Origin of the sequence: Paraburkholderia hospita (assembly GCF_002902965.1) — a bacterium.
In the GTDB taxonomy this organism is placed as follows: domain Bacteria; phylum Pseudomonadota; class Gammaproteobacteria; order Burkholderiales; family Burkholderiaceae; genus Paraburkholderia; species Paraburkholderia hospita.
The window spans coordinates 3,854,095-3,880,170 of the sequence record NZ_CP026105.1 but is presented as its reverse complement, the minus strand read 5'-3'; the positions used below and the strand labels follow the sequence as shown (position 1 = coordinate 3,880,170).

The following is a 26,076-nucleotide window of genomic DNA, read 5'->3' as shown; positions in this document are numbered from 1 at the left end:
AAATACATGGGAGCGGCCGGAAACGGAAAGCGCCGCGCCAAGAGGCGATAAAATAGACGTTTTCCGATGCCGTCTGCCGCCCGCCCATGTACAAAGTCATCGCCAGCGATCTGGATGGAACGCTGCTGAACAGCAACCATCAGGTGGACCCCTTCACGATCAGTACCGTGCGCACGCTCGAAGCGCAAGGCATACATATCGTGATCGCGACGGGGCGCCACTATAGCGACGTCGCGGGAATTCGCGATGTGCTGGGTATCCGGCCATATCTGATCACGTCGAACGGCGCGCGAGTCCATTCGCCCGACGACGAAATGATCTTCGCCGACGATCTTCAGGCGAACGTGGTCCAGCAACTGGTGAAGCCGGAGATCGCGGGCGAGCATGGGCGCGTGATCGTCAATCTGTTCGCCGACCGGGAATGGTTGATCGATCGCGACGCGCCTGAGCTGTTGCGCTATCACCAGGACTCGGGCTTCACCTACAACGTGACCGATCTGCAGCTGCACGACGGCGCGGATATCGCGAAAGCGCTGTATATCGGCGATCCCAAGGATCTTGCCGTGATCGCGACCAACCTCGAGCGCACGTTCGGCGAGGCGCTTTACGTCACGTACTCGTTGCCGGACTGTCTGGAGGTGATGTCGGCGAACGTATCGAAGGGGCGCGCGCTGCAGTTCGTGCTCGACCGGCTGAATGTTCCGGCGGCGAGGTGCGTTGCGTTCGGCGACAACATGAACGACATCGACATGCTGGAAACGGCGGGCCATCCGTTCATGATGAACAACGCGAATCCCGATCTCATCAAGCGTCTGCCGAATGTGCCGCGTATCGGCAATAACTTCGAAGCGGGCGTCGCACACCATCTGCGCAAGCTGTTCGAACTGGACGACGAACTGACGGCGTAGATCCCGCCCGTCGAATGCACATGGCGCGGCTCCTGTCAGGGGCCGCGCCATGCTGAAGTGAAGGCGACTAAGCCAGGCGAAAGTCTGAAGCCAGCAGGCGCAACAATAAGACGATTTACGCCGCCAAAGCCGGCTGCTTAGTCACGCTTCTTAGTCACGATAGCCGCCCCGGTGGTTGTCGTTCCCACGGTAGCCATTGTTGTTATCCCAACGGTTGCCATGATCCCAGCGGCCGCGATCCCAGCCGCGGTCATGTCGATAGCCGTCGTAGCGGCGGTCTCCCCAATACCGGTTGCCGTAGTACACCGGCTGCGGCGCGGCCGCGACGTACGCGGGCGCGACGTAAGCAGGGGCAGGCGTCCCCAGCGACAAGCCGATGCTCAGATTCGTGTGCGCCTGTGCGACACCGCATGCGCCAGCGGCGAGGCCAACTGCAACGAGCATGTGAGTGACGATGCGCTTCATTGTGATTCTCCTGTGGATGCGGCGTGTTTGCCGTACAGGTTCAATCTACGCGTCGCCGGCGAGCGGCACTGCGACAGGATGTTACGAAGTGAAAGCGTGCAATGCCGCCGTATCAGGTGGATTGCGGCTTTCGCGCAATGCTTTGCAGATGGCGCTTTACGGGCGTCCGGCATTTGCCCGTATAGCGCGGAGCTGAGCGAGGTGGGCCTTTCAAAAAGCTAAAGCGCTTCTTCAATAGCGATGAATACGGCCGTAAACCAGCCTTACATTTGAACCATCTATTAATGCTGGAAGGACCCCACGAAAACGACAACGAGGCGCCGAAGCGCCCCGTTTTCACTCAGACCGGATAGCCAGCAATCAGGCCGTCACGCGTACGCGTTCTGCGTCCGCGGCATGCCGGGCATCGCCAGCCACCAGCGGATAAACGATAGCGGCGATCACCGCGCCGAGAATCGGCGCGACCCAGAAGAGCCACAACTGGTCGACGGCCGCGCCGCCGACGAACAGCGCCGGCCCCGTCGAACGCGCCGGATTCACCGACGTATTCGTGACGGGAATCGAGATCAGATGGATCAGCGTGAGGCACAGGCCGATTGCGATCGGCGCAAAACCGGCGGGCGCGCGCTTGTCCGTGGCGCCGAGAATCACGAACAGGAAGAAGGCCGTCATCACCGTTTCGCAGACGAACGCAGCCGGCAGCGCGTAATGGCCCGGCGAGCGGTCGCCATAACCGTTACTCGCGAAACCGCTCGCGACCAGATGGAAGTCCGGATTGCCCGAAGCAATGACCGACAGCACATACGCGCCGAACACGGCGCCCAGCACCTGCGCGACGATATACGGGACGAGCTCGCGCGCCGGGAATCGGCCGGCGACAGTCAGGCCGACGCTCACCGCCGGATTCAGATGGCAGCCGGAGATATGCCCGATGGCGTAGGCCATGGTCAGGACGGTCAGGCCGAAAGCGAGCGAAACGCCCACGAAGCCGATGCCGAGCCCGTGAACGGGACCGGCGAAATTTGCTGCCAGGACGGCGCTGCCGCAGCCTCCGAGTACGAGCCAGAAGGTGCCGAACAGCTCCGCCGCGAGGCGCTTGGAGAGGTTCATCGTGTGTAATCCTAATAAGTACGGGGATTCAAGGACGAGAGCGCACGCGCTACCCGGCACTTGGGAGCGCAAATTTTAAGCAACGTTGCACAAATGGACTGTCAAGAATTGTCATTCACGAACGCGGAATTATTTCGTGATAAAAGTCCACCGGTTTGAACGATTCAGTGCCGCTTTATAAATACTCAGACGAAAACTTTTGATAACGCGGTATTAGCCGCCATTGCGAATTTCGTTAGCACCGGCTAATCTCCGTGCTAACCACTTTTAGAAAAAGAGGGGAGCCCAAATGTCACAATACGCAGATCTCAAGGCGCAAATTGCCCGCTTGCAGCAGGAAGCGGACGAAGCACGCCGTAGTGAAGTAGGCAATGTGATTGCCGAAATCCGCCAGAAAATCGCCGAATACGGCCTTAACGCGCATGACCTGGGTTTTGCCGAGGCGGCTCGCCGCGGACGCCCGCCCAAAAAGGCGCCGTTGCCAGCGAAATATCAGGATCCGAAGTCGGGCAACACGTGGAGCGGCCGGGGAAAGCCGCCCAAGTGGATTGCCGGCAAGAACCGCGAGCGCTTTCTGATCGGACAGGCCTAATTAGGGGAAACGGCGAAAGCCGCCTGAAGGCGATCTGGCGAAATTCGCCGCCTTTCAGATTCTGTTAATGCGCGGTAAGCCGTCTGAAGCGGGGATAGCTTCATTCGGTAAAAGCGCATTGCGGCGCATTGAAGAAAGCGCTTCCATTGCCGATCCGGTTCCGAACGCCGGAAAAGAAAAAGCCGCCTGGGGAGGCGGCTTTTTCATGTGAGAGGCGCAATAACTGTCTCTGAATGACAGCGCAAACGTTCAAGTGAACAAATTACGCAATATGTCGCAGCATCGGCAGAGTTGACCTGTGTAAGCCGGCGATCAACCCACTGCCACGCGGCGCAGCATCGGACGGCGCGTTGCTTCCAGCATCGCCGAATAGCTGTCGACATAGTTCTGCGCCATGATCTTCGAGCTGAAACGGCGTTCGAACTGCGCGCGGATTTCCGTGCGCGACAGGTCATCGATACGTTGCAGCGCGGCCACGGCGCCCTGCACGTCTTCGCAGATGAAGCCCGTCACGCCGTGGTCGATCACTTCCGGTACCGAACCACGGTTGAACGCGATCACGGGGGTGCCGCAAGCCATCGACTCGATCATCACCAGGCCGAACGGCTCCGACCAGTCGATCGGGAACAGCAGTGCCTTCGCGCCCGACAGGAATTCCGGCTTCTGCGCCTCGTTGATCTCGCCGATGAACTCGACGTGCGCCATCGACAGCAGCGGCTCGATTTCCGTCTTGAAGTATTCCTGATCGACCTTGTCCACCTTGGCGGCGATCTTCAGCGGCAGACCGCTTTGCGCGGCGATCTTGATGGCTGTATCGACGCGCTTTTCCGGACAGATCCGACCCAGGAACGCGAGATATTCCGGCTTCTTGTGCGTTTGCGGCGTAAGCAGCTGCTCCGGCAGGCCGTGATAGATCGTGTTGAGCCAGTTGGCCTGCTGCAGCGGCAGACGCTGCGAATCCGAAATCGAGATCACGGGCGCATCGGTGAACGTGTCGAACACCGGCTGCAGCTCCGGCAGGTCCAGACGGCCGTGCAGCGTCGTCACGAACGGCGTGTCCAGCGTCGAAAAGAGCGGGAACGGCAGATAGTCGAGGTGGAAGTGCAGCACGTCGAACTCATGCGCGACCTTGCGCACCTTTTCGAGCAGCAGCATATGCGGCGCAAGCGCGTCGCGGATCGTCGGATCCAGCCGCAGCGCGCGCGGCCACGACGCTTCGAGTTTCGCGGAGGTCACCGAATCGCCGCTCGCGAAGAGCGTCACATCGTGGCCCAGGTCGACCAGCGCCTCGGTCAGATACGACACGACGCGTTCTGTGCCGCCATAGAGTTTCGGTGGGACAGCTTCATACAACGGTGCGATTTGTGCGATTCGCATGGGTGATCTCCTTATGCAAAGCAAAGGGCTTCGCGCTGTGCTGCCTGCGTGTGGCAAAAAGCGGAAAGCCTGTCGGACGGTGGGCGCGGTGTGCCGCCGCCCGGGGCAGGAAGCCCAATGGGGTTATCCCTAGGTGCCATTATCGGGATCGCTGGCGCTAATTCGAGCTATTTTTCAAACACTTAATGTTGTTACAGCGCGAAACATGATGCGTAACAACTCCGCGGATGCTGCCGGAAAGCTCGCGGCGACGGGCATCGAGGCAATATCCGCCGCACTTCGGGTCGATTGACGCAGCATGTTGCGCAGTCAATTCGTCGGATCAAATGGTGCGCTGCCGAACATACCGCTGCGAAATTCGCTTTGTTTCCGCTCAAATATGGGCGCATAATCCGCTTCCCAAACCTTTCACGCCTGATCTCGCGTGTAAGTAGTCGGCACTTTCAGTCCGCCAATACCCTCCAAAATCCCCCGTCGCGAAAATTTGTAGGAAAAACTCCTACAGAAATCCTGGATTTTTCCGTCAATCAGTTGGGGTGCCTGTCCGATTTTCATCGACTGCCCCTTTCGGGAAAATGCACGCTGACCATAAGCGTGCCGTTCGTGGTTTTTTTTAACGCGAGCGAGCAAACGTTTTACCAGGCCTGACCAGCCAGATTTGAATCGGGGGATTCAATGAGCACCCAAAGTGACATGCTCAATGAAATTAGGGAAGTGAACTTGTCCTATCTGCTACTCGCGCAGCGTCTGCTGCGTGAAGACAAGCCGATGGGCATGTTCCGCATGGGCATCTCGGAGCAGCTCGCCGACGTGCTCGCCAACCTGTCGCTCGCACAGACTGTCAAGCTGGCCGCATCGAACCAGGTGTTGTGCCGATTCCGCTTCGACGATCACCAGATCCTCTCGTCGCTGGCCGACAAGGGCAAATCGTCCGCCGTCGCCCAGGCGCACTCCGCCATCCTGATGGCGGGCCAGCCCGTCGAGCAGATCGGCTGAGACTGGCCGACGGCCGGCGCGCAGGCGCCGGGACAGACGCACCCTACGCGCGCCGGCAACGGCGCTTTTATCGTTTTTCCCGGCCGTTCGCGCCGACAGGAAAACGACAACGGACGCGGGAAGCGAGGCGGATGGCACAGAAAAGCGTGGTGCTCGAAGTCAGGGAAATCACCCTGGCGATTGAACTGATCGAACTCGGCGCGCGCTTGCAGCTGCTCGAGGCGGAGACGACGCTGTCGCGCGACCGGCTCATCAAGCTGTACAAGGAAGTGAAGGGCGTATCGCCGCCCAAGGGCATGCTGCCGTTTTCGACCGACTGGTTCATGACGTGGCAGCCGAACATTCACTCTTCGCTGTTCTACAACATCTACCGCTTCATGTCGGGGCTGGGCGGCTGCGTGACGATCCAGTCGATCGTCAAGTCATACCGGCTCTACCTCGAACACGCGCGCATGCACCATGACGAGCCGGCGTTGAGTCTGACGCGCGCATGGACGCTGGTGCGCTTCTTCGACTCCGGCATGCTGCAGATGACGTCCTGCACGCGCTGCCGCGGGCAATTTGTCGCACACGCGCACGATCCGCAGCACGGCTTCGTATGCGGCCTGTGTGCGCCGCCGTCGCGCGCCGGTAAGACCCGGAAAGCCGCCGACGCGCGCTACGAGGAAGCGCAAGCGGCCCTCGGCGCGCCGCTCGACGAAACACTCGAAGCCTTGCCCGAGGCCGTCGTCACGGCCGTCTGACAGGCCACCGGAGCGCCCGTCGTGCAGCCTTCGACAGGCGCGCGGCGGCACTCTGGTTAACACCGTCCCAGTCCGGCGCTCATTCCGCCAAAGTTTTCCGACTGCATGCCGTAAACCTGAATAACGACGGTCTCCGTCGCTTTTCGAGAGGGCTCGGCAGTGCTGATTTTCGTGGGAACACTCGTTACGCTGTTGTCCGTCTTCGGCGGCTATGCGCTGGAGGGCGGCCACCTGGGCGCGCTTATGCAGCCCGTCGAAGTGCTGATGATCGCGGGCGCGGGTCTAGGTGCGTTCATCCTCGGCAACGGGATGAAGACGATCAAGGCTACGTTGCGCGTGATTCCGACGCTGTTCAAAGGCGCCAAGTACAACAAGGACGTTTACATGGAGCTGATGGCGCTCCTCTACGTCCTGTTGGCGAAGGCGCGTAAGGAGGGCACGCTCACGCTCGAAGCGGATATCGACGATCCGCAGAAGAGCCCGATCTTCACGCAGTACCCGAAGATTCTTGCGGATCATCACATCGTCGAATTCCTGACGGATTATCTGCGCCTGATGGTCGGCGGCAACATGAATGCGTTCGAGATCGAAAGTCTGATGGACGAAGAGATCGAAACGCATCACGCCGAAGGCGAAGCGCCCGCACACGCGCTGATGAAGGTCGGCGACGCGATGCCCGCGTTCGGTATCGTTGCGGCCGTGATGGGCGTGGTGCACACGATGGCCTCGGCCGACAAGCCGCCCGCCGTGCTCGGTGAAATGATCGCGCAGGCGCTGGTCGGTACGTTCCTCGGCATTCTGCTGTCGTACGGTCTGATCGGGCCGCTCGCAAGCGTCGCCGAACAGCGCGTCACCGAGTCGACCAAGATGTTCCAGTGCATCAAGGTGACGATCCTCGCGAGCCTGAACGGCTATGCGCCCGCAATCGCCGTCGAATTCGGCCGCAAGGTGCTCTTCTCGACTGAACGCCCGTCGTTCGCCGAGCTGGAAGAACACGTGCGCCGCGTGAAGGCGAAATAAGGAACGCGGGCGATGAGCAAGGACAAAGACCGCGCAATCGTTGTCAAGCGCGCAGCGCCGAAGAAGGGCGGCCATCACGGCGGCGCGTGGAAGCTCGCATATGCGGACTTCATGACGGCGATGATGGCGTTCTTCCTGCTGATGTGGCTGCTGAGTTCGGCCTCGACGGTGCAGTTGAAGGGCATTGCCGATTACTTCAACCAGCCGCTGAAGATCACGCTGTGGGGCGGTGACCGCAGCGCCGTCGATTCGAGCCAGATCCCCGGCGGCGGCCGCGATATCTCGACCGACAAGGACGGCATCACGCGTCAGACGGACGGTTCGACCAATCGCGCCGAGCACACGGCCGCACGCGCCGACGACCAGGCGCTGCAGCAGTTGCAGGGCGCCGTCGAACGCCGCGAGCAGGTGCGCTTGCACGACCTGCAGGTCAAGCTGATGGCCGCGATCGAGGCGAACCCGGTGCTGCGCCAGTTCAAGCAGCAGATCCGCATCGATTCGACGTTGCAGGGCTTACGCATCGAGATCGTCGATACGCAGAAGCGCCCGATGTTCGCGACCGCGCAGGCCATCGTCCAGCCGTACATGCACGACATCCTGCAGGCGATCGGCAACACGCTGAACGACGTGCCGAACCGCATCGTCGTGCAGGGCCACACCGACGCCGTGCCGTACGCCGGCGGCGAGAAGGGCTACAGCAACTGGGAATTGTCGGCGGACCGCGCGAACGCGTCGCGCCGCGAGCTGATCGCGGGTGGCATGGACGAAGCGAAGGTGCTGCGCGTGCTGGGTCTCGCGTCGACGCAGAACCTGAACAAGGCCGACCCGCTCGACCCGGAAAACCGGCGCATCAGCATCATCGTGTTGAACAAGCGCTCGGAAGACGCGCTGATGCAGGACGACTCGAGCTCGACCACGTTGTCGAACGATGCCGCGGGCTCGAACAAGCCGTTGCTGCAAAAGATCACCCAGCCGGTTTCACCGCCCGCCGCGCAACCTCCATCGCCGCCCGCCAAAGCGCCGCACGCGATGCAAAAGGAAGCGGAGCAAACCAGCGCGGTCGCGCAGCGTGCGGCTGAACCGGCTGAAGCGACAGACAAGAGCGCGGCGCCTGCAACGGCGACGCAATGACAGATAGCGGGATAACGGATGCGCCGATGGCGGCGCTACCTTGATCCATCGTGAGCGCAGTGAGGATTGAATGATCAGGCACATTCTGGCAATCGACGATTCGGCGGCGATGCGGCAAATCCTTGCCGCGACGCTGACGGGTGCCGGCTATCAGGTGACGCTCGCGGCCGACGGCGACGAAGGGCTCGAAAACGCACTGTCGATGCCGTTCGATCTCGTGCTGACCGACCAGCACATGCCCGGCCGAACCGGCCTCGATCTGATCGCCGCGCTGCGCGGCAACCCCGCGTACCGCGACACGCCGATCCTGGTCCTCACGACCGAATCCGGCGAGCCCTTCAAGGCCGCGGCGCGCGATGCGGGCGCCACAGGATGGATCGAAAAACCGCTGGACCCCGACATGCTGACCGAACTGGTCGCGGCGCTCGCCTGAGCGCGGCAGCCAGCAGGCAGCAACCGATATTTGGAAGTGGCATAGCAGCCAGGACTCTCGCGGTGACACACGCATGACTCTCGACATCACTCAGTTCTACCAGACGTTCTTCGACGAAGCGGACGAGCTGCTCGCGCAGATGGAGCAGCTGCTCCTGAACCTGGACGTCGGCCATCCCGATCCCGAAGATCTTGCCGCCATCTTTCGCGCGGCTCACTCGATCAAGGGCGGCGCGGCCACCTTCGGCTTCACGGCGCTGACCGAGACGACGCACATTCTCGAATCGCTGCTGGACCGCGCGCGCAACAACGAGATCGTGCTGCGCAAGGACATGATCGACACGTTCCTCGAAACCAAGGACGTGCTCTCAGGCCAGCTCGCCGACTATCGCGCGAGCGCCGAGCCGGATGCGGCCACCGCCGCCGCGATCTGCGCGAAGCTCGAACAGCTCCATAAGGAAAGCAGCGGCGCCGCGCCCGCAGCGGCGGCACCTGCCGCGGCTGCGCCGGAGGCGGCAGCCGTGCAAGGGCACACGCCGGAGCACGTGGTCGAACAGGCTGCACAGGCAGTAGAAGCCGCAGGCGTTTGGGCAGACAACGAACCGGCACAGACCGGCGCTGCTTCATCCGATGCGGCTGCAGGACCCCATCTGAAAATTACGCTACGGGGCGTTGGGGAAAAGGACCAGGAACTGCTCACCGAAGAGTTGGGCAACCTGGGCCGTGTCGTCGGACAGGTGAAGACGGGCAGCGATATCACGCTGTGGCTGGAATCCGATGTGTCGTCCGACGATATCGTCGCCGTGTGCTGCTTCGTGATCGACGAAAGTCAGATCGTGATCGGCCGCGGCGCAGCGCCGGCAAACGGTGCGGAACAGGGTGCGCCTGGAGCATCCGAAGCCGCGCAGACCGAGCCGGCGAATGCGGGGGGCATGGCGAGCGGCGGCGCGGGGGCGCCGGCCGCTGTCGTGCAGCCGGCTGCTGCTGCACCGGCGCCTGCCGCCGCGCAGCCGGTCGCGCAGCCCGCAGTGGCGCAAGCCGCAGCACAGGCGGCGCCTGTTCCGGCCGAGGCCGCAATCGTTACACCAGCTGCCGCAGCCGCGCCCGCCGCGTCGAAGGCCGCGCCTGCATCCGCCGAAGGCGATCGCAAGGCGCGTCCGGCGGCCGCCGCGAATGCGGGCGAAGGCAGCTCGATCCGCGTGGGCGTCGAAAAGGTCGACCAGCTGATCAACCTGGTCGGCGAACTGGTGATTACGCAGGCGATGCTGGCCGAAACCACCAGCACGTTCGACCCGGCGCTGCATGACCGTCTCTTCAACGGCATGGCGCAACTGGAGCGCAACGCGCGCGATCTCCAGGAAGCCGTCATGTCGATCCGCATGATGCCGATGGATTACGTCTTCAGCCGCTTCCCGCGTCTGGTGCGCGATCTGGCGGCGAAGCTCGGCAAGCAGGTTGAACTCGTCACCTTCGGTCAGGCGACCGAACTCGACAAGAGCCTGATCGAGCGCATCATCGACCCTCTGACTCACCTCGTGCGCAACAGTCTCGACCACGGCATCGAAACGGTCGAGGCGCGCAAGGCAGCGGGCAAGGATTCGACGGGCCAGCTGGTGCTGTCGGCCGCGCACCATGGCGGCAATATCGTGATCGAAGTGAGCGACGACGGCGCGGGCCTGCGCCGCGACAAGATTCTCGCGAAGGCCGCCAAGCAGGGCATCACCGTCAGCGACACGATGACGGACGACGAAGTCTGGAACCTGATCTTCCTGCCTGGCTTCTCGACGGCGGAGCAGGTGACGGACGTCTCGGGCCGCGGTGTCGGCATGGACGTGGTGAAGCGGAACATCCAGTCGATGGGTGGTCACGTCGAAATCACGTCGCATGCGGGCAAGGGCAGCACGACGCGCATCGTGTTGCCGCTCACGCTGGCGATTCTCGACGGCATGTCGGTCAAGGTGGGCAGCGAGATTTTCATTCTGCCGCTGAACTTCGTGATGGAGTCGCTGCAGCCGCGCGCCGACGACATCTACACCGTCGCGAACGGCGAGCGCGTCGTGCGCGTGCGCGGCGAGTATCTGCCGCTGGTCGCGCTGCACGAAGTGTTCTCCGTCGAGGACGCGCGCACCGATCCGACGCAGGGCATCGTCACCATCATGCAGACGGAAGGACGGCGCTTCGCGATGCTGATCGACGAACTGGTCGGCCAGCAGCAGGTGGTGGTGAAGAACCTCGAAACGAACTACCGCAAGGTACACGGCATTTCCGCAGCGACCATCCTCGGCGACGGCAGCGTCGCGCTGATCGTGGACGTCGCGGCACTGAACCGCGAGACGCGCGCGTCGCATAGTGCGTCGCTGGCGCTCGCCTGAAACTGAAACTGAAATTCAACTCATCCCAACCGTTTGGGGGCTAACGTGGCAGAAGTCCAATCCATCAATTCGAACGGCGTAGCCGGTTCGATCGGCCGCCGCGACGCGCAAGCCGACGCGAGTGGTCAGGAATTCCTGATCTTCACGCTCGGCGCCGAAGAGTACGGCATCGACATCCTGAAGGTGCAGGAAATCCGCGGCTACGACAGCGTGACGCGGATCGCAAACGCACCGGAGTTCATCAAGGGCGTGATCAATCTGCGCGGCATCATCGTGCCGATCGTCGATATGCGTATCAAGTTCCACCTCGGGCGGGTCGAGTACGACCATCAGACGGTGGTGATCATTCTGAACGTCGCGGGCCGCGTGGTCGGCATGGTCGTGGACGGCGTGTCGGACGTGCTGACGCTCGCCACCGACCAGATCATGCCCGCGCCGGAATTCGGCGCGACGCTGACGGCGGAATATCTGACGGGCCTCGGCACGGTCGACGGCCGCATGCTGATCCTGATGGACATCGAAAAGCTGATGACCAGCCGGGAAATGGCATTGATGGAAGCGCTGGGCAAGTAAGTCGGGACCAGAGTAGGCGCTAAAGCGCCGACTCTGATCGACGGGTAATCAGGGAGTACAACAATGCTGAGCAGATGGTCGATTCGGACGACGCTGACCGTCGTGGGGATCATTCTCGTTGGGCTGACGGTGATCGTCGGGGCGCTCGGGCTCACCGCGCTGAGCCGTTCGGGCGACGCGCTCGACAGCATGGCGCACGGCGACATGGTCGCGATCCGCACGCTGAACGACTCGGGTTCGTTCCTGCTGCGCTCGCGCGTGTCGCTCGACCGCGTCAACGCGCTGACGGCGGCAGGCGAGATCGAGCAATCGAAGCAGGTGCTCGATCGCGCGGCCGAACTGCTCGGCAAATCGAATGAAAACTGGCAGGCGTTTCTGAACACGCCGAAGAACGGCATCGATCAGACGCTGATCGACGCCGTGGTCGCGAAGCGCACGGCGCTCATCAACGACGGCGTGAACCCTGAGTTCACGGCGCTGCGCGCAAGCGATCTGTCCGGCTATCACGCGATCGCCGACACGAAGATCAGCCCGATGTTCGTCGCGTACGACAACGCGGCATCGCCTGTGGTCAAGGCGCTGCAGGCACACGCGGAACAGCAGCAGGCGGACACCGCCGCGCAGATGTCGATGCTGCGCGCAGCGATCATCGGCGTCATCGTGGTTGCGCTGGTGCTGGTGGTGGCGATCCGCTTCGCGATGCGCGGCATGATCGTGCAGCCGCTGGATGATGCCGTCACGTGCTTCGAACGCATTGCGAAGGGCGACCTGTCGCAACACGTGGACACGTCAGGCACCAATGAAATCGGCCGGCTGTTCAAGGCCGTCAAGGCGATGCAGGACAGCCTGTCGACGATGATCCGGTCGGTGCACACGAGCGTCGAGTCGATCGATACAGGCGCGCGCGAAATCGCGATGGGCAATACGGACCTGTCGCAGCGCACCGAACAACAGGCGGCGTCGCTGCAGGAAACGGCGTCGAGCATGGAGCAACTGACGGGCACCGTGAAGCAGAACGCCGACAACGCGCGTCAGGCGAGTCAGCTTGCCGTGAACGCGTCGGACATCGCGACGCGCGGCGGCGAAGTGGTGGGCCAGGTGGTGAGCACGATGCAGGGTATCGCGACCAGCTCGAACAAGGTCGTCGACATCATCAGCGTGATCGAAGGCATTGCGTTCCAGACCAACATCCTCGCGCTGAACGCCGCCGTCGAAGCTGCGCGCGCAGGCGAGCAGGGCCGCGGCTTCGCGGTCGTCGCAGGCGAAGTGCGCAGCCTCGCGCAACGCAGCGCGAGCGCGGCGAAGGAAATCAAGGAGCTGATCGGCGACTCGGTCGACAAGGTCCAGAGCGGCTCCGCGCTAGTCGGCCGCGCCGGCACGACGATGGACGAGATCGTGCAGGCCGTGCGCCGCGTGACGGACATCATGGGCGAAATCAGCGCGGCATCGGAAGAGCAGTCGGGCGGTATCGAGCAGGTCAACCGCGCCGTCGTGCAGATGGATGAAGTGACGCAGCAGAATGCGGCGCTCGTCGAACAGGCTGCCGCCGCGGCGGCATCGCTCGAGGAGCAGACGCGCTCGCTGCAGACGGTGATTGGACAGTGGCGCGTGAGCGGCGCGCAGCAGACAACGAAGGCGATGCCGACGGCCAACACAGCGAAGAGCCGCGTGAAGGCAGCCGTCGCGCACGCGAAGCCGGCTCATGCGCAACCTGCCGTCGCGAAGACGGAGGCGGCAGCGCCAGCGCGCGCCGAACCGGTGGTGCGGAAGGCGAGGGTCGCGGCGGCCGAGTCCGCGCCGCGTCAAGCGGCCGTGGCCTCCACGTCCGACGCCGACTGGGAAACGTTCTGAAGGACGATGGATCGAGATGCGGACTTCCGGCACATCGTCCCGTGATGGACGTTTCAGCGCGGCGCGTCGTGAAGGCGCGCGTGCAGCAGGCTGGATCCGGCCGCGCGCAGCACAGTGGGAACAGGTAGAACAGAAGGCCGCGGCGCTGGCGACAGCGCATGCAACATCGCAAGCAGTATCGAAGGCAACAGCGGCATTGGCGGGATCGACGGGCGGTGCGGCGCTCCTTATGGCAGACGGAAGACATGATGATGGCAACGCGCGCGCAATCACGCCCTGAACGGGCAGAGCCGGGAAGATCCGGCGAACAGGCACGCGACTTCGAGTTCACTTCGGCAGATTTCGCGCGGATTCGTGAGCTGATTCATCGCAGCGCAGGCATTTCGCTGTCCGACCACAAGCGCGACATGGCGTACAGCCGGCTCGCGCGACGGCTGCGCGCACGCGGGCTCGACTCGTTCCGCCAGTACCTCGACATGCTCGAGGCGGACAACGATCCCGCCGAGTGGGAAGCATTCACGAACGCACTCACGACGAACCTCACCGCGTTCTTTCGCGAAGCGCATCACTTTCCGATCCTCGCGGACTTCGTTGCGCGCCGGCAGGCGCCCGTGTCGGTGTGGTGCTCGGCGGCATCGACGGGCGAGGAGCCGTATTCGATCGCGATGACGCTGATCGAAGCGCTCGGCGACCATGCTGCGCGCCAGGCGACGGTGCTCGCCACCGACATCGACACGCAGGTGCTCGCGAAGGGTGAAGCGGGCACGTACCAGTTCGATCAGGTCAAGCACCTGTCGCCGGAACGGCTCAAGCGCTTCTTTCTGAAGGGCACGGGCGCGCACGCGGGCATGGTGAAGGTGCGTCCCGAAGTGCGCGCGATGATCCGCTTCGAACAACTGAACCTGACGGATCGCGATTACCGGCTGAACACGCAGTTCGACGCGATCTTCTGCCGCAACGTGATGATCTACTTCGACAAGCCGACGCAGGGGCAGGTGCTGTCGCGCTTCGAGCCGCTCGTGAAGCCGGGCGGTTTGCTGTTCGCCGGGCATTCGGAGAACTTTACGTACGTCACGCAGGCGTTCCGTCTGCGCGGACAGACCGTCTATGAACTGACACGCGATGCCGGCGCTGCGACGGCTGGCGGCCGCGCGGCTCAACGTGCAACGAGCGGGGTGCCAGCATGAGCAGCACCCTGCCGATCGCAACGAACCTGTATTACGACAACCACTTCCAGCGCCCCGGCGTGAAGCTGCTGCCGAACGAGTTCTACACGACGAGCGAAGACATGGTGCTCGTCACCGTGCTCGGCTCGTGCGTGGCGGCATGCATTCAGGACCGCACGGCGGGTATTGGCGGCATGAATCACTTCATGCTCCCCGACGACGGCGCCGACGTCGCACAAGCCGCGTCCGACTCGATGCGCTACGGCGCGTACGCAATGGAAGTGCTGATCAACGAGCTGATCAAGGCGGGCGGCCGCCGCGAACGCTTCGAAGCAAAGGTGTTCGGCGGTGCCGCCGTGCTGGCCGGCATGACGACGATGAACATCGGCGACCGCAACTCCGAGTTCGTGCGCCGTTACCTTGCGCTCGAAAAGATCCGCATCGTCGCCGAGGACCTGGAAGGCAAGCATCCGCGCAAAGTCGCGTTCATGCCGCGTACCGGTCAGGTGATGGTGAAGAAGCTGCGTCTTCAGCAGGAAGAAGGCGTCGCGGAACGCGAACAGGCGCTCGCCCGGCAATCGGCCGAAGAGCGCGCCGAGCGGCTCGCGAAAGCGCGTGCGCGCGTCGAGTTGTTCTCGTCGCCCGCTGCCGCGAAGCCGCGCATCGAGCTGTTCGGCTCGGGCGGATCGGCGGGAGCCAACCAGGCTTCGGGAACGGGCGCTGCGCGCCCGGCTGGCGCGAAGCCGCGTATCGAACTATTTGGCGCCGCCGCGCGCCCGACCCAACCAAATAACGCCAGGACGGTAGAGGAGGCGTGAGCACCGTGCAAAAGATCAAAGTATTGTGCGTCGATGATTCGGCGTTGATTCGTAGCCTGATGACGGAAATCATCAACTCGCAACCCGACATGACGGTCGTCGCCACGGCGCCCGATCCGCTCGTCGCGCGAGACCTCATCAAGCAACACAACCCGGACGTGCTGACGCTCGACGTCGAAATGCCGCGCATGGACGGCCTCGACTTTCTCGAGAAGCTGATGCGCCTGCGTCCGATGCCCGTCGTGATGGTGTCGTCGCTGACCGAGCGCGGCTCGGAAATCACGCTGCGGGCGCTCGAACTGGGCGCCGTCGATTTCGTGACGAAGCCGAAAGTCGGCATTCGCGACGGCATGCTCGACTACTCGGAAAAACTCGCGGACAAGATCCGCGCGGCAGCCCGCGCGCGCGTTCGCCAGGCCGCGCCCGCGCAGCATGCGGCAGCCGCCGCCGGGCACACCGGCGCCGCTGCGCATGCCGCGGCGCCCGCGCCGCTGTTCAACAATCCGCTCGTGTCGACGGAAAAGCTGATCATCGTCGGCGCGTCGACGGGCGGCACGGAAGCGATCCGCGAAGTGCTCGTGCCGCTGCCGCCCGATGCGCCCGCTGTGCTCATCGCGCAACACATGCCGCCCGGTTTCACAAAATCTTTTGCACAACGCCTTAATGGTTTGTGCCGGATTACCGTTAAAGAGGCAGAGCACGGCGAACGCGTGCTGCCCGGTCATGCGTACATCGCACCCGGCCACGCTCACCTGTTGCTCGCCCGTAGTGGGGCCAACTATATTGCGCATCTGTCAGACGACCCGCCGGTCAACCGGCATCGTCCGTCTGTCGATGTGTTGTTCCGCTCGGCGGCGCAACATGCGGGAAAGAACGCTGTCGGCGTGATTCTCACGGGCATGGGACGCGACGGCGCGGCGGGTCTGCTGGACATGAGGAAAGCGGGTGCGTACACGCTCGCGCAGGACGAAGCGAGCTGCATCGTGTTCGGTATGCCGCGCGAGGCGATCGCGATGGGCGCCGCGGACGAAATCGCGTCGCTGTCGGAAATGAGCCGGCGCGTGATGGCACGTTTGTCCGCAATGGGCGATCGCGTTCAACGCGTATGATGCGAGCCTCGGCGCAAAATTGAGATAAGCCGAAGATCACCGCACGATCTGGATTGGGGAAAAAGGAACAGGAAATGGATAAGGGAATGAAGATTCTGGTTGTGGACGACTTTCCGACGATGCGCCGGATCGTTCGCAATCTGTTGAAGGAACTGGGCTACTCGAACGTCGACGAAGCGGAAGATGGCGCGGCGGGTCTTGCGCGTCTGCGCAGCGGTGCGTACGAGTTCGTGATTTCGGACTGGAACATGCCGAACCTGGACGGCCTCGCGATGCTGAAGGAAATCCGCGCGGACGCGTCGCTCACGCATCTGCCCGTGCTGATGGTGACGGCCGAATCGAAGAAGGAAAACATCATTGCGGCGGCTCAGGCTGGCGCAAGCGGCTACGTGGTGAAGCCGTTCACGGCTGCGACGCTCGACGAGAAGCTCAACAAGATTCTCGAGAAGATGGCAAAAACCGGGAGCTGATGTGAACCCACCCATCGACGAGCAGGGCGCCAGGGACGACGGCACTGACCTCGCTACCGACCGCATCCTCGCCCGCATTGGACAGTTGACGCGCACGCTGCGCGATTCGATGCGCGAGTTGGGGATCGACAAACATGTCGAGCGCGCGGCGGAGGCGGTGCCGGATGCTCGCGACCGTCTGAAGTACATCGCGACGATGACCGAGCAGGCGGCCGAGCGCGTGCTGTCGGCGATCGAAGTGGCGAAGCCGATGCAGGAGCAGTTGCAGCAGGACGCGGCGGAACTCGACGCGCGCTGGGAGCAGTGGTATGCGGCGCCTATCGAGCGGGAGGAAGTGCGCGCGTTGATGAATGACACGCGGACTTTTCTCCGCGGGGTGCCGGAGCTGACCACTGCGACTAACGCGCAGATGCTCGAGATCATGATGGCGCAGGACTTTCAGGATCTGACGGGCCAGGTGATCAAGAAGATCACGGATGTTGTTTATCTGATCGAGCAGCAGTTGCTCGGGGTGCTGATCGACAATATTGCTGCCGAGCGGCGTGAGCAGTTTGCTGCTACGGCGCAGCAGCTTGTTGCTGAGGCGCAGCATGAGGCGATTTCGCCGACTGGCAGTCCGGAAAGTTTGCTGAATGGGCCGCAGATCAACCCCGAAGGCAAGGCCGATGTTGTGCAGGATCAGGGGCAGGTCGATGATCTGCTGGCTAGTCTCGGGTTTTGATTTTTTTTGTCTGCGACGCTGGGTGGTTTGCTTGTGTTTTCGCTGGCATCCGCGTGTTGCCTTCGTGCTTCAAGCGTCGCCCCTGTGCGGGGCGGCACCTACTTTTCTTTGCCGCCGCAAAGAAAAGTAGGGGCGGTTTCAAAGGCTAAGTGCAACAGCGGGGTTGATCGCAATATCCTGTTCCGCGCATTTTTCCATAAAAGCTTCTGCAGGGGTCTTCCAGCCGAGCGTCTTGCGCGGACGGATGTTCATGCGCATCGCGATCAGGTCGAGCTGGCGCTGCGAGAACACGGAGAGGTCTGTGCCTTTGGGCAGGTACTGGCGCAGCAGACCATTGGTGTTCTCGCAGATACCGCGTTGCCAGGGGCTGTGCGGATCGCAGAAGTAGATACGGATACCGGTGGCCTCGGCAAGCTTTTTATGTTCTGCCATTTCCTTGCCCTGGTCGTACGTCAGGGTCTGGCGCAGTTCTGCCGGCAGCGGCGCGAACGCCGCACTGTAGGCATCAAGCGCCGCCTCGGCGGTGCTGCCATCAATCTTCACCAGCATCACGAACAGGGTGCTGCGATCAATCAGGGTCCCCACGGCCGAACGGTTGCCCGCACCCTTGATCAGATCGCCTTCCCAGTGGCCCGGAATCAACCGGTCGTTGGCCTCGGGCGGGCGCACATGAATGCTCACCATGTCGACGAGCTTCCCACGGCGGTCCTGCCCGCGTGTGCGCGGCTTGCGCGTGCTACGCCCCTGCCTGAGCAGGGCAACCAGTTCACGCCGCAATGCGCCACGCGGCGCGGCATAGATGGCGTGGTAGATCGTTTCGTGCGAGACGTTCAAGGCAGGTTCTTCGGGATGCACACGTTCGAGTTGGGCGCACACCTGCTCAGGCGAGAGGCCGCCTTCCAGGTATTGACGTACCTCGGCCCACAATGGTCCGTCAGGATGCAGCTTGCGCTCACAGCGCGGCTTGCGCCGCAGCCTTGCCGCCCGGCGGCCCGCGTTCGCGGCATTGTAGCCGCCAGCGATAGCGGGACGTCCCATTGGACCTCGCTCATGATCCGGCTTCCAGCCATTGCGCCTGAGTTCACGGCTGATCGTGGCTGGCGAACGCCGTAACACACGTGCAATCTCCCGCGTACTCTTGTTCTCCTGCTTCATTGCAAAGATAGCACCGCGCTCCTCGGCACCAAGGTGTTCGTATTTTTGTCCCATGCAACACATCCTAAATGAAGTGTTGCACTTGATCCTTGAAACCGCCAGGCAAAAGAAAGCGGCTAACACCGCTAATTCTTGTTCCTGCCTGAGGGCCCCCAAAGGGTCCTACGCTTCACACGGCAACCACGTGACTCATGTTTGTTGCCAACGCTCTTGCGGTGCGCCTCACCCGCTTCACGCACCCGCGTCTCAGCGTGTCGCGCCAGACAATCCACGGCCGCCCAGGTGGCAAACTGTGTGTAGGCCGTAGCACCTCACACGCCTCACTCCGGACCGATAGCGCACGCGTCCCACCCTGTAAGAGCGCCAAGCTATGCGCCGCGACAACCTACACACAGTTTGCCACCTAGGCGGCCGATACCATTCGCTGCCGTTAGCCCAAGTTCGGATGTTTGAAGTGGGTGAGGCGCTCATTCGAAGCGTTGGCAACGAACGCGAACAGAAATGCTGCCGTGTGAAGCGTAAGACCCTTTGGGGGCCCTCAGGCAAGAAGAAATGTTGGCGGTGTTAGCCGCTTTCTTTTGCCTACTTTTCTTTGCGGCGGCAAAGAAAAGTAGGTGCCGCCCCGCACAGGGGCGACGCTTGAAGCACGAAGGCAACACGCGGATGCCAGCGGAAGAGCTAGAACAACCAACCCCACCGAGCCACGAAGTCATAACCCGGACGCCAGCGCAAAGCCCAAAAACCAAACCGCTCGCGCCGCGAAGACGCTACGCGGATGCCAGCGCAGAAAAGCAAACCACCACCCAGCGTCGCAGACAAGAAACCCCAAAAACCCGTCGCAGACACAAACCGCTGGCATACTACCCCCAAGGGAGACAGGCGCGCGACGTAATCGACGCCCCATTACGCATAACGCGCGTCTGCACGCGCCATGCAGCTTGCTCCCTGAATCAACAAGCCGGGCCCGCGAATTGCGCGGGCATTGTCCGCTGTCGATTGTGGGAGGCACACAACCATGTCGATCCGCTTCAGCCGTGCTGTGTTTGCTTCAGCTCTGGGATTCTGCTGCTCGCTGCCCGTCCTGCTCGTTCCGCTACCCGCGAACGCCGCGCTAGGCGGAGATCCAATGACGCCGCCCACCGGATCCAGCGAAACCACGCGCACCATCCCCGCGCCATCGTCAAATGGCATTGCCGTGATGCGCAGCGCATCGTCGGCCAGTTCGGGCGCCACGACTTCTTCCTCTTCAACCGGCGCATCGGCGTCCTACACCGTCCGGCAAACGACGCTCGGCAACGGCACGGTGATCCGCGAATACATCTCGTCGGCGGGCAGCGTGTTCGGCCTCGCATGGAGCGGGCCGCAAATGCCCAATCTGTCCGACCTGCTCGGCAGCTATTTCCCGCAATACGTGGCGGGCGTGACCAGCGCGCGCAAGGTGCGCGGCGGCGGCCACGGCCCGGGCATCGTGCAGGACAGCGGACTCGTCGTGCATTCGGGCGGCCACATGGGCGCGTTCTCCGGCCAGGCCTATCTGCCGCAGGCATTGCCCGCCGGCGTGAGCGGCACCGACATCCAGTGACGACGGGAGATCCATCATGCGATTTGGGTTGAAGCTCGAAGCGTGCGTCAGCGTCGTGAAGGCCGTACTCGCCATGTCCGTCGTCGCGATGACAGCATTCGTCGCGGGCTGCGGCGGCGGAGGCGGCGATTCGTCGTCTTCGTCGAACAACAGCAGCAGCAACAGCGGACCCAACCAGCAGCCGATCGCCGCGAATGCGGCGAACACGGTTGCCGTGACAGTCGGGCGGGGCGTAGCGGGCATCATCAATATTCCGACCGTTTCCGTGACGGTCTGCGCGCCGGGCTCCACAACCAACTGCGCAACCATCGACAACGTGCTGCTCGACACCGGTTCGTTCGGCTTGCGCGTCGTCAATTCGGCGCTCGGCTCGCTCGCGAACTCGCTGCCCGTCCAGCAGGCCACGGCAGGCGGCCAGCTCGCCGAATGCACCCACTTCGCGGACGGCTTCACGTGGGGCACGACGCGCACCGCGACCGTCAAGATCAGCGGAGAAGTAACGAGCATCATCCCGATCCAGGTAATCGGCGACATGGCCGACTCGACCATTCCGAGTGGCTGCGTAAACGGCGCGAACGAGAGCTCGGCCAGTGCGCTCGGCGCCAACGGCATTCTTGGACTTGGCGTCGCGCCCGTCGATTGCGGCGTGGCCTGCTCGGTCCAGGCCAACGTCTCGCAGTTCAGCAACTATTACGCATGCCCGAGCGGCACGAACTGTACGCGTACGCTGGCCGAGACGACGAAGCAGGTCGCCAACCCGATTCCGAACTTCCCCGTCGATAACAACGGCGTGATCGTGCAGATGGCGCCGATTTCATCGAACGGCGCAGCGACGGCGACAGGAACGGTCGTATTCGGCATCGGCACACAGTCGAACAACGGCAACGCGGCCGGCACGACCTATACGACCGATGCGTCGGGCGACCTCGTCGCCAGCATGTTTAACGGCTCGACGATCCGCACATTCATGGATTCGGGCTCGAACGGCTATTTCTTCCCGGACAGCTCGCTGGCGCTGTGCGGCGGCAACCTGGCGTCGTTCTATTGCCCAGCCTCGACGCAGCAGCGCACCGTGACCCTGGTCGGCGCAAACGGTGCGACGGGGGCGCTGACGATCAACATCGCGAACGCCCAGACGCTGCTCAGCAACGCGAACAACTACGCGTTCAACGATCTCGGGGGGCAGATCGGCTCGCTGAGCGCATTCGACCTCGGCTTGCCGTTCTTCTTCGGACGTTATGTCTATTACGGGGTCGACAAGCGCGCGACGGGCGGCGCGGCGCCATTTGTTGCGTTCTGACGCCGCGGCTTGCTGGTCGAGTTTCGATGTCGGCGCGGGCGGCCCGCTTCCGGGCGGGCCGCCGCGCGTCGCGCCATGCCCGCCCGCCCGCGAACCCGGCGGCGCGCCCTTGCGCCGTCCATCGGTTGAAATACCCCGGTTTCCCCGCCCTTATCCGCCAATCGCCACTCGACGTCTGCAGGAATAATCGCTCTCACTGAAAAAGGGCATGGTGCCCGTCCAGCTGGAGAGCGCATTGGCAGAGGATAGCGACCTCGAAAAAACCGAATCAGCCACTCCCCGGCGCCTGGAAAAGGCGCGGGAGGAGGGGCAGGTTGCGCGTTCGCGGGAGCTGGCGACGTTCGCGCTCGTCGCGGCCGGGTTTCTCGGCGCGTGGGGCATGTCCGGCATGATCGGCGAGCACGTGCAGACGATGCTCCGCACGGCCTTCACGTTCAACCACGACACGGTCTTCGACACGAAGCGCGCGCTGACGAGTGCCGGCACTGTGGCTCGCGAGGGCGGCTTCGTACTGCTGCCGCTGCTCGTAATGACGGGCCTTGCCGCGCTGCTCGCGCCGATGGCGCTCGGCGGCTGGCTGCTGTCGACCAAATCGCTGTCGCCGAATTTCGGGCGGCTGAACCCCATCGCGGGCATCGGCCGCATCTTTTCGATCAACGGCGTGATCCAGCTCGGCATGTCGCTGGCGAAGATCCTCGTCGTCGCCGTGATCGCCGCGACGGCGATCTGGCACCGGCGCGATGACATGCTCGCGCTCGGGACACAGCCGCTGCACGTGGCGCTGTCGAATGCCGGGCATCTGGTTGCCGTGTGCTGCGCGATGACGGTCGCGGGCATGTTCGTGATCGCCGCGCTCGACGTGCCGTATCAACTGTGGAGCTTTCACAAGAAGCTGCGCATGACGAAGGAAGAAGTGAAGCGCGAACACCGCGAAAGCGAAGGCGATCCGCACGTGAAGGCGCGTCTGCGTACGCAGCAACGTGCGATGGCGCGGCGCCGAATGATGGCGAACGTGCCGAAGGCGGATGTCGTCGTGACCAACCCGACGCACTTCGCGGTCGCGCTGCAATACACGGACGGCGAAATGGGTGCGCCGAAGGTGGTGGCCAAGGGCGTGAACCTGGTGGCCGCGCGCATCCGCGAACTGGCGGTCGAGAACAACGTGCCGCTGCTCGAAGCGCCGCCGCTCGCGCGGGCGCTGTATCACAACGTCGAACTGAATCGCGAGATTCCGGGCGCGCTGTACGGCGCCGTCGCGGAAGTGCTCGCGTGGGTCTATCAACTGCGCCGCTTCAAGGAAGACGGCGGCGTCGCGCCTGTCGCTCCGAAGGATCTCGAAGTTCCGGCGGAACTGGACAAGGGCGGTGTGCCGGATGACGACGCCGACCAGGAAGCTGCCGATTCGCTCGGCGGCGACAATCAAAGTAATGGAGTATCAGCATGAACGCGCGCGCGGGTTTCCTTTCACGACGGCCGGACGCGCTGAGCGGGACCAACTTGCGGGCGCTGGCGGGCCCGCTGCTGATCTGCATGATCCTCGGCATGATGATCCTGCCGTTGCCGCCGTTCCTGCTGGATCTGCTGTTCACGTTCAACATCGCGCTGTCGATCATGGTGCTGCTCGTCAGCATGTACACCATGAAGCCGCTCGATTTCGCGGCCTTCCCGAGCGTGCTGCTGTTCTCGACGCTGCTGCGGCTGTCGCTGAACGTCGCGTCGACGCGTATCGTGCTGCTCGAAGGCCACACGGGCCCGGGTGCGGCGGGCGCCGTGATCGAGGCGTTCGGCCACTTCCTCGTGGGCGGCAACTTCGCGGTCGGTATCGTCGTGTTCGTGATCCTGATGGTGATCAACTTCATGGTGATCACGAAGGGCGCGGGACGTATCGCGGAAGTGTCCGCGCGCTTCACGCTGGACGCGATGCCCGGCAAGCAGATGTCGATCGACGCCGACCTGAACGCCGGCATGATCAACGAGGACCAGGCGCGCAAGCGCCGTCTGGAAGTCGGGCAGGAAGCCGAGTTCTACGGGTCGATGGACGGCGCGAGCAAGTTCGTGCGCGGCGATGCGATCGCCGGTCTGCTGATCATGGTGATCAATATTCTCGGCGGGCTGATCGTCGGGGTCGTGCAGCACGGCATGGACTTCGCCGACGCGGGCAAGACCTACACGCTGCTGACCATCGGTGACGGCCTCGTCGCGCAGATTCCGTCGCTGGTGATTTCGACGGCGGCGGGCGTGATCGTGTCGCGCGTCGCGACCGACGAAGACATCGGCACGCAGTTGACGGGCCAGTTGTTCACGAACCCGCGCGTGCTGATGATCACGGGCTCGATCCTCGTGCTGATGGGTTTGATCCCCGGCATGCCGCACTTTGCGTTTCTGCTGCTGGGCGGCGGCGCGATCCAGCTCGCCCGCGTGATGAAAAAGCGCGCGACGCAGAGCAAGACGTCGACGGCCCTCGCCGAAGTCGCGCCGCAGGCGCTCACGCCGACGGAAGGCTCGGAAGCCAGCTGGGACGACGTGACGATGATCGACGCGCTGGGGCTGGAAGTTGGCTATCGGCTGATTCCGCTTGTCGACAAGAACTCGGATGGCGAACTGCTCAAGCGCATCAAGAACATCCGCAAGAAGTTCGCGCAGGAAATTGGCTTCTTGCCGCCGGTTATTCATATTCGCGACAACCTGGAGTTGCGGCCGAACGGCTACCGAATCGCGCTGAAGGGTGTGGAAGTGGGCGTCGGCGAGGCGTATCCGGGGCAGTGGCTCGCGATCAATCCTGGTCAGGTCACCGCGGCGCTGCCCGGCACCCCGACCACCGATCCTGCGTTCGGCCTGCCGGCGATCTGGATCGATACGAATTTGCGTGAGCAGGCGCAGGTGTACGGCTACACCGTGGTCGACTCGAGCACTGTGGTCGCGACGCACCTGAATCACCTCGTTGTCACGCACGCGGCGGAGCTGCTCGGCCGCCAGGAAGTGCAGGCGCTGATCGAGCGGATGCAGAAGGATGCTGCGCCGCTGGTTGATGATGTCGTGCCGAAGATGTTGCCTGTTGCTACGTTGCAGAAGGTGCTGCAGAACCTGCTCGAAGAGGGGGTGCCGATTCGTGATATGCGGACGATTCTCGAAGCGCTGTCGGAGCATGGGTCCAAGATTACCGATCCGCACGATCTGACGGCTGCTGTGCGGCTTTCGCTTGGGCGCGCGATTACGCAGCAGTGGTTCCCTGGCAATGGCGATATCCAGGTCATGGGGCTTGATGCGCATCTGGAGCGGCTTTTGACCCAGGCGCTTGCGACGGGGGCGAATCCGGGGCTTGAGCCGGGCCTCGCTAATACGCTTTTGATGGAAACGCAGAAGGCGATGACTCGGCAGCAGAATATGGGGCTCTCGCCGGTGATGCTTGTGCAGCATTCGCTGCGGGCGATGTTAGCGAGGTTTTTGCGGCGTAGCTTGCCGCAGTTGAAGGTGCTTTCTTATGCGGAAGTGCCGGATACTCGGCATGTGCGAGTGGTCAATGTGATTGGAACGTAAGGGGTTTTTGGTTTGTCTGCGACGCTGGGTGGTTTGCTTGTGTTTTGCACTGGCATCCGCGTTACGGTGTTGGCCGTTCAAGCGTCGCCCCTGTGCGGGGCGGCACCTACTTTTCTTTGCCGCCGCAAAGAAAAGTAGGCAAAAGAAAGCGGCTAACACCGCCAGTTCTAGTGTTTGCCTGAGGGTCCCCAAAGGTTCTTACGCTTCACACGGCAACCACGTGACCCAAGTTCGTTGCCAGCGCTCTTGCGGTGCGCCTCACCCGCTTCACGCTCCCGCACTACTGCACGCCGTGCCAGCTATTCCACGGCCGCCCAGGTGGCAAACTGTGTGTCGGCCGTAGTACCTCACACGCCTCACTTCGGACCGATAGCGCACGCGTTCCACCGTGTAAGAGCGCCAGGCTATACGCCGCGACAACCTACACACAGTTTGCCACCTAGGCGGCGCGTACCTTTCGCTGCCGCTTGCCGTTGTACAGGTGCCTGAAGCGGGTGATGCGATTGTTCAAAGCGTTGGCAACGCACGCAAACAAAGACGCCGCCGTATGAAGCGTAAGACCGGTTGGGGGCCCTCAGGCAGGAAGACGTGTTGGCGGTGTTAGCCGCTTTCTTTTGCCTACTTTTCTTTGCGGCGGCAAAGAAAAGT

At 62.9% G+C, this 26,076-nt stretch carries 24 protein-coding genes; 20 read left to right on the top strand and 4 right to left on the bottom strand.

Annotated features, from left to right (window positions below):
- Positions 1-86 precede the first annotated feature (86 nt).
- On the top strand, positions 87-908 hold the full coding sequence (locus tag C2L64_RS17690) for a Cof-type HAD-IIB family hydrolase (RefSeq protein ID WP_090834630.1): 822 nt from the start codon (positions 87-89) through the stop codon (positions 906-908).
- Between the two features lie 150 nt (positions 909-1,058).
- Here the strand turns inward: C2L64_RS17690 and C2L64_RS17685 are convergent, their stop codons facing one another.
- Positions 1,059-1,373 (bottom strand): hypothetical protein, encoded by a 315-nt coding sequence (locus C2L64_RS17685; RefSeq protein WP_090834628.1) that lies wholly within the window; start codon positions 1,371-1,373, stop codon positions 1,059-1,061.
- A gap of 360 nt (positions 1,374-1,733) precedes the next feature.
- Positions 1,734-2,483: an aquaporin Z gene (gene aqpZ / locus C2L64_RS17680; protein ID WP_090834626.1), complete on the bottom strand. Its 750-nt coding sequence runs from the start codon at positions 2,481-2,483 to the stop codon at positions 1,734-1,736.
- A 289-nt stretch (positions 2,484-2,772) separates the two neighbouring features.
- Here aqpZ and C2L64_RS17675 point away from each other — a divergent pair, with 289 nt between their 5' ends.
- Both C2L64_RS17675 and C2L64_RS53270 read left to right on the top strand, forming a co-directional pair.
- The gene (locus C2L64_RS17675) at positions 2,773-3,075 is read left to right on the top strand and encodes an H-NS histone family protein (RefSeq protein WP_007581545.1); all 303 of its coding nucleotides are present in this window, start codon (positions 2,773-2,775) and stop codon (positions 3,073-3,075) included.
- Between the two features lie 67 nt (positions 3,076-3,142).
- Positions 3,143-3,286 (top strand): hypothetical protein, encoded by a 144-nt coding sequence (locus tag C2L64_RS53270; protein ID WP_158660524.1) that lies wholly within the window; start codon positions 3,143-3,145, stop codon positions 3,284-3,286.
- A gap of 101 nt (positions 3,287-3,387) precedes the next feature.
- Here the strand turns inward: C2L64_RS53270 and C2L64_RS17670 are convergent, their stop codons facing one another.
- A complete protein-coding gene (locus tag C2L64_RS17670; protein WP_079498690.1) occupies positions 3,388-4,452 on the bottom strand; it encodes a glycosyltransferase family 4 protein in 1,065 nt (354 codons plus the stop codon).
- Positions 4,453-5,127: 675 nt separating this feature from the next.
- Between C2L64_RS17670 and flhD the strand changes: the two genes are divergently transcribed.
- The 13 genes from flhD to cheZ all read left to right on the top strand — a co-directional run bounded on the left by flhD (position 5,128) and on the right by cheZ (position 17,854).
- Positions 5,128-5,448 (top strand): flagellar transcriptional regulator FlhD, encoded by a 321-nt coding sequence (gene flhD / locus C2L64_RS17665; RefSeq protein WP_007581541.1) that lies wholly within the window; start codon positions 5,128-5,130, stop codon positions 5,446-5,448.
- Between the two features lie 131 nt (positions 5,449-5,579).
- Positions 5,580-6,191 carry a flagellar transcriptional regulator FlhC gene (gene flhC, locus C2L64_RS17660; protein ID WP_079498692.1) on the top strand — a complete coding sequence of 204 codons (612 nt, stop codon included), beginning with the start codon at positions 5,580-5,582 and terminating at the stop codon, positions 6,189-6,191.
- 159 nt (positions 6,192-6,350) lie between these two features.
- Entirely contained in the window at positions 6,351-7,211 is an 861-nt protein-coding gene (motA, locus tag C2L64_RS17655) for a flagellar motor stator protein MotA (protein WP_007581537.1), read from the top strand.
- A 12-nt stretch (positions 7,212-7,223) separates the two neighbouring features.
- On the top strand, positions 7,224-8,342 hold the full coding sequence (motB, locus tag C2L64_RS17650) for a flagellar motor protein MotB (RefSeq protein ID WP_090834624.1): 1,119 nt from the start codon (positions 7,224-7,226) through the stop codon (positions 8,340-8,342).
- Positions 8,343-8,412: 70 nt separating this feature from the next.
- Positions 8,413-8,775, top strand: coding sequence for a response regulator (locus C2L64_RS17645; RefSeq protein ID WP_007581533.1), 363 nt, complete (start codon positions 8,413-8,415; stop codon positions 8,773-8,775).
- A 73-nt stretch (positions 8,776-8,848) separates the two neighbouring features.
- Complete coding sequence (gene cheA, locus C2L64_RS17640) at positions 8,849-11,146, top strand: chemotaxis protein CheA (RefSeq protein ID WP_086918065.1); 2,298 nt, start codon at positions 8,849-8,851, stop codon at positions 11,144-11,146.
- A gap of 45 nt (positions 11,147-11,191) precedes the next feature.
- Positions 11,192-11,719, top strand: coding sequence for a chemotaxis protein CheW (locus tag C2L64_RS17635; RefSeq protein ID WP_007581528.1), 528 nt, complete (start codon positions 11,192-11,194; stop codon positions 11,717-11,719).
- A gap of 63 nt (positions 11,720-11,782) precedes the next feature.
- On the top strand, positions 11,783-13,570 hold the full coding sequence (locus C2L64_RS17630) for a methyl-accepting chemotaxis protein (protein WP_090834622.1): 1,788 nt from the start codon (positions 11,783-11,785) through the stop codon (positions 13,568-13,570).
- A gap of 248 nt (positions 13,571-13,818) precedes the next feature.
- Positions 13,819-14,757: a CheR family methyltransferase gene (locus tag C2L64_RS17625; RefSeq protein WP_090835006.1), complete on the top strand. Its 939-nt coding sequence runs from the start codon at positions 13,819-13,821 to the stop codon at positions 14,755-14,757.
- Positions 14,754-15,554, top strand: a complete 801-nt coding sequence (cheD, locus tag C2L64_RS17620; protein ID WP_007581521.1) for a chemoreceptor glutamine deamidase CheD — start codon at positions 14,754-14,756, stop codon at positions 15,552-15,554. Before C2L64_RS17625 ends, cheD begins: the two co-directional genes overlap by 4 nt.
- A gap of 5 nt (positions 15,555-15,559) precedes the next feature.
- Positions 15,560-16,663: a protein-glutamate methylesterase/protein-glutamine glutaminase gene (locus tag C2L64_RS17615; RefSeq protein WP_007742928.1), complete on the top strand. Its 1,104-nt coding sequence runs from the start codon at positions 15,560-15,562 to the stop codon at positions 16,661-16,663.
- Positions 16,664-16,737: 74 nt separating this feature from the next.
- Positions 16,738-17,133 (top strand): chemotaxis response regulator CheY, encoded by a 396-nt coding sequence (gene cheY, locus C2L64_RS17610; RefSeq protein ID WP_007587316.1) that lies wholly within the window; start codon positions 16,738-16,740, stop codon positions 17,131-17,133.
- 1 nt (position 17,134) lies between these two features.
- Positions 17,135-17,854, top strand: coding sequence for a protein phosphatase CheZ (cheZ, locus tag C2L64_RS17605; protein ID WP_007587314.1), 720 nt, complete (start codon positions 17,135-17,137; stop codon positions 17,852-17,854).
- A gap of 138 nt (positions 17,855-17,992) precedes the next feature.
- Here cheZ and C2L64_RS17600 read toward each other — a convergent pair whose 3' ends face one another.
- Positions 17,993-19,063: an IS30 family transposase gene (locus C2L64_RS17600; RefSeq protein ID WP_079483546.1), complete on the bottom strand. Its 1,071-nt coding sequence runs from the start codon at positions 19,061-19,063 to the stop codon at positions 17,993-17,995.
- Between the two features lie 961 nt (positions 19,064-20,024).
- Here C2L64_RS17600 and C2L64_RS17595 point away from each other — a divergent pair.
- From C2L64_RS17595 to flhA, 4 genes are all read left to right on the top strand, one after another.
- On the top strand, positions 20,025-20,591 hold the full coding sequence (locus tag C2L64_RS17595; protein ID WP_090838883.1) for a DUF2844 domain-containing protein: 567 nt from the start codon (positions 20,025-20,027) through the stop codon (positions 20,589-20,591).
- Positions 20,592-20,607: 16 nt separating this feature from the next.
- Positions 20,608-21,891 carry a DUF3443 domain-containing protein gene (locus C2L64_RS17590; RefSeq protein WP_086919066.1) on the top strand — a complete coding sequence of 428 codons (1,284 nt, stop codon included), beginning with the start codon at positions 20,608-20,610 and terminating at the stop codon, positions 21,889-21,891.
- 235 nt (positions 21,892-22,126) lie between these two features.
- Positions 22,127-23,335 carry a flagellar biosynthesis protein FlhB gene (gene flhB / locus C2L64_RS17585; RefSeq protein WP_039903133.1) on the top strand — a complete coding sequence of 403 codons (1,209 nt, stop codon included), beginning with the start codon at positions 22,127-22,129 and terminating at the stop codon, positions 23,333-23,335.
- Entirely contained in the window at positions 23,332-25,428 is a 2,097-nt protein-coding gene (gene flhA / locus C2L64_RS17580; RefSeq protein WP_009771630.1) for a flagellar biosynthesis protein FlhA, read from the top strand. The genes flhB and flhA overlap by 4 nt, the downstream gene beginning before the upstream one ends.
- Positions 25,429-26,076 lie beyond the last annotated feature (648 nt).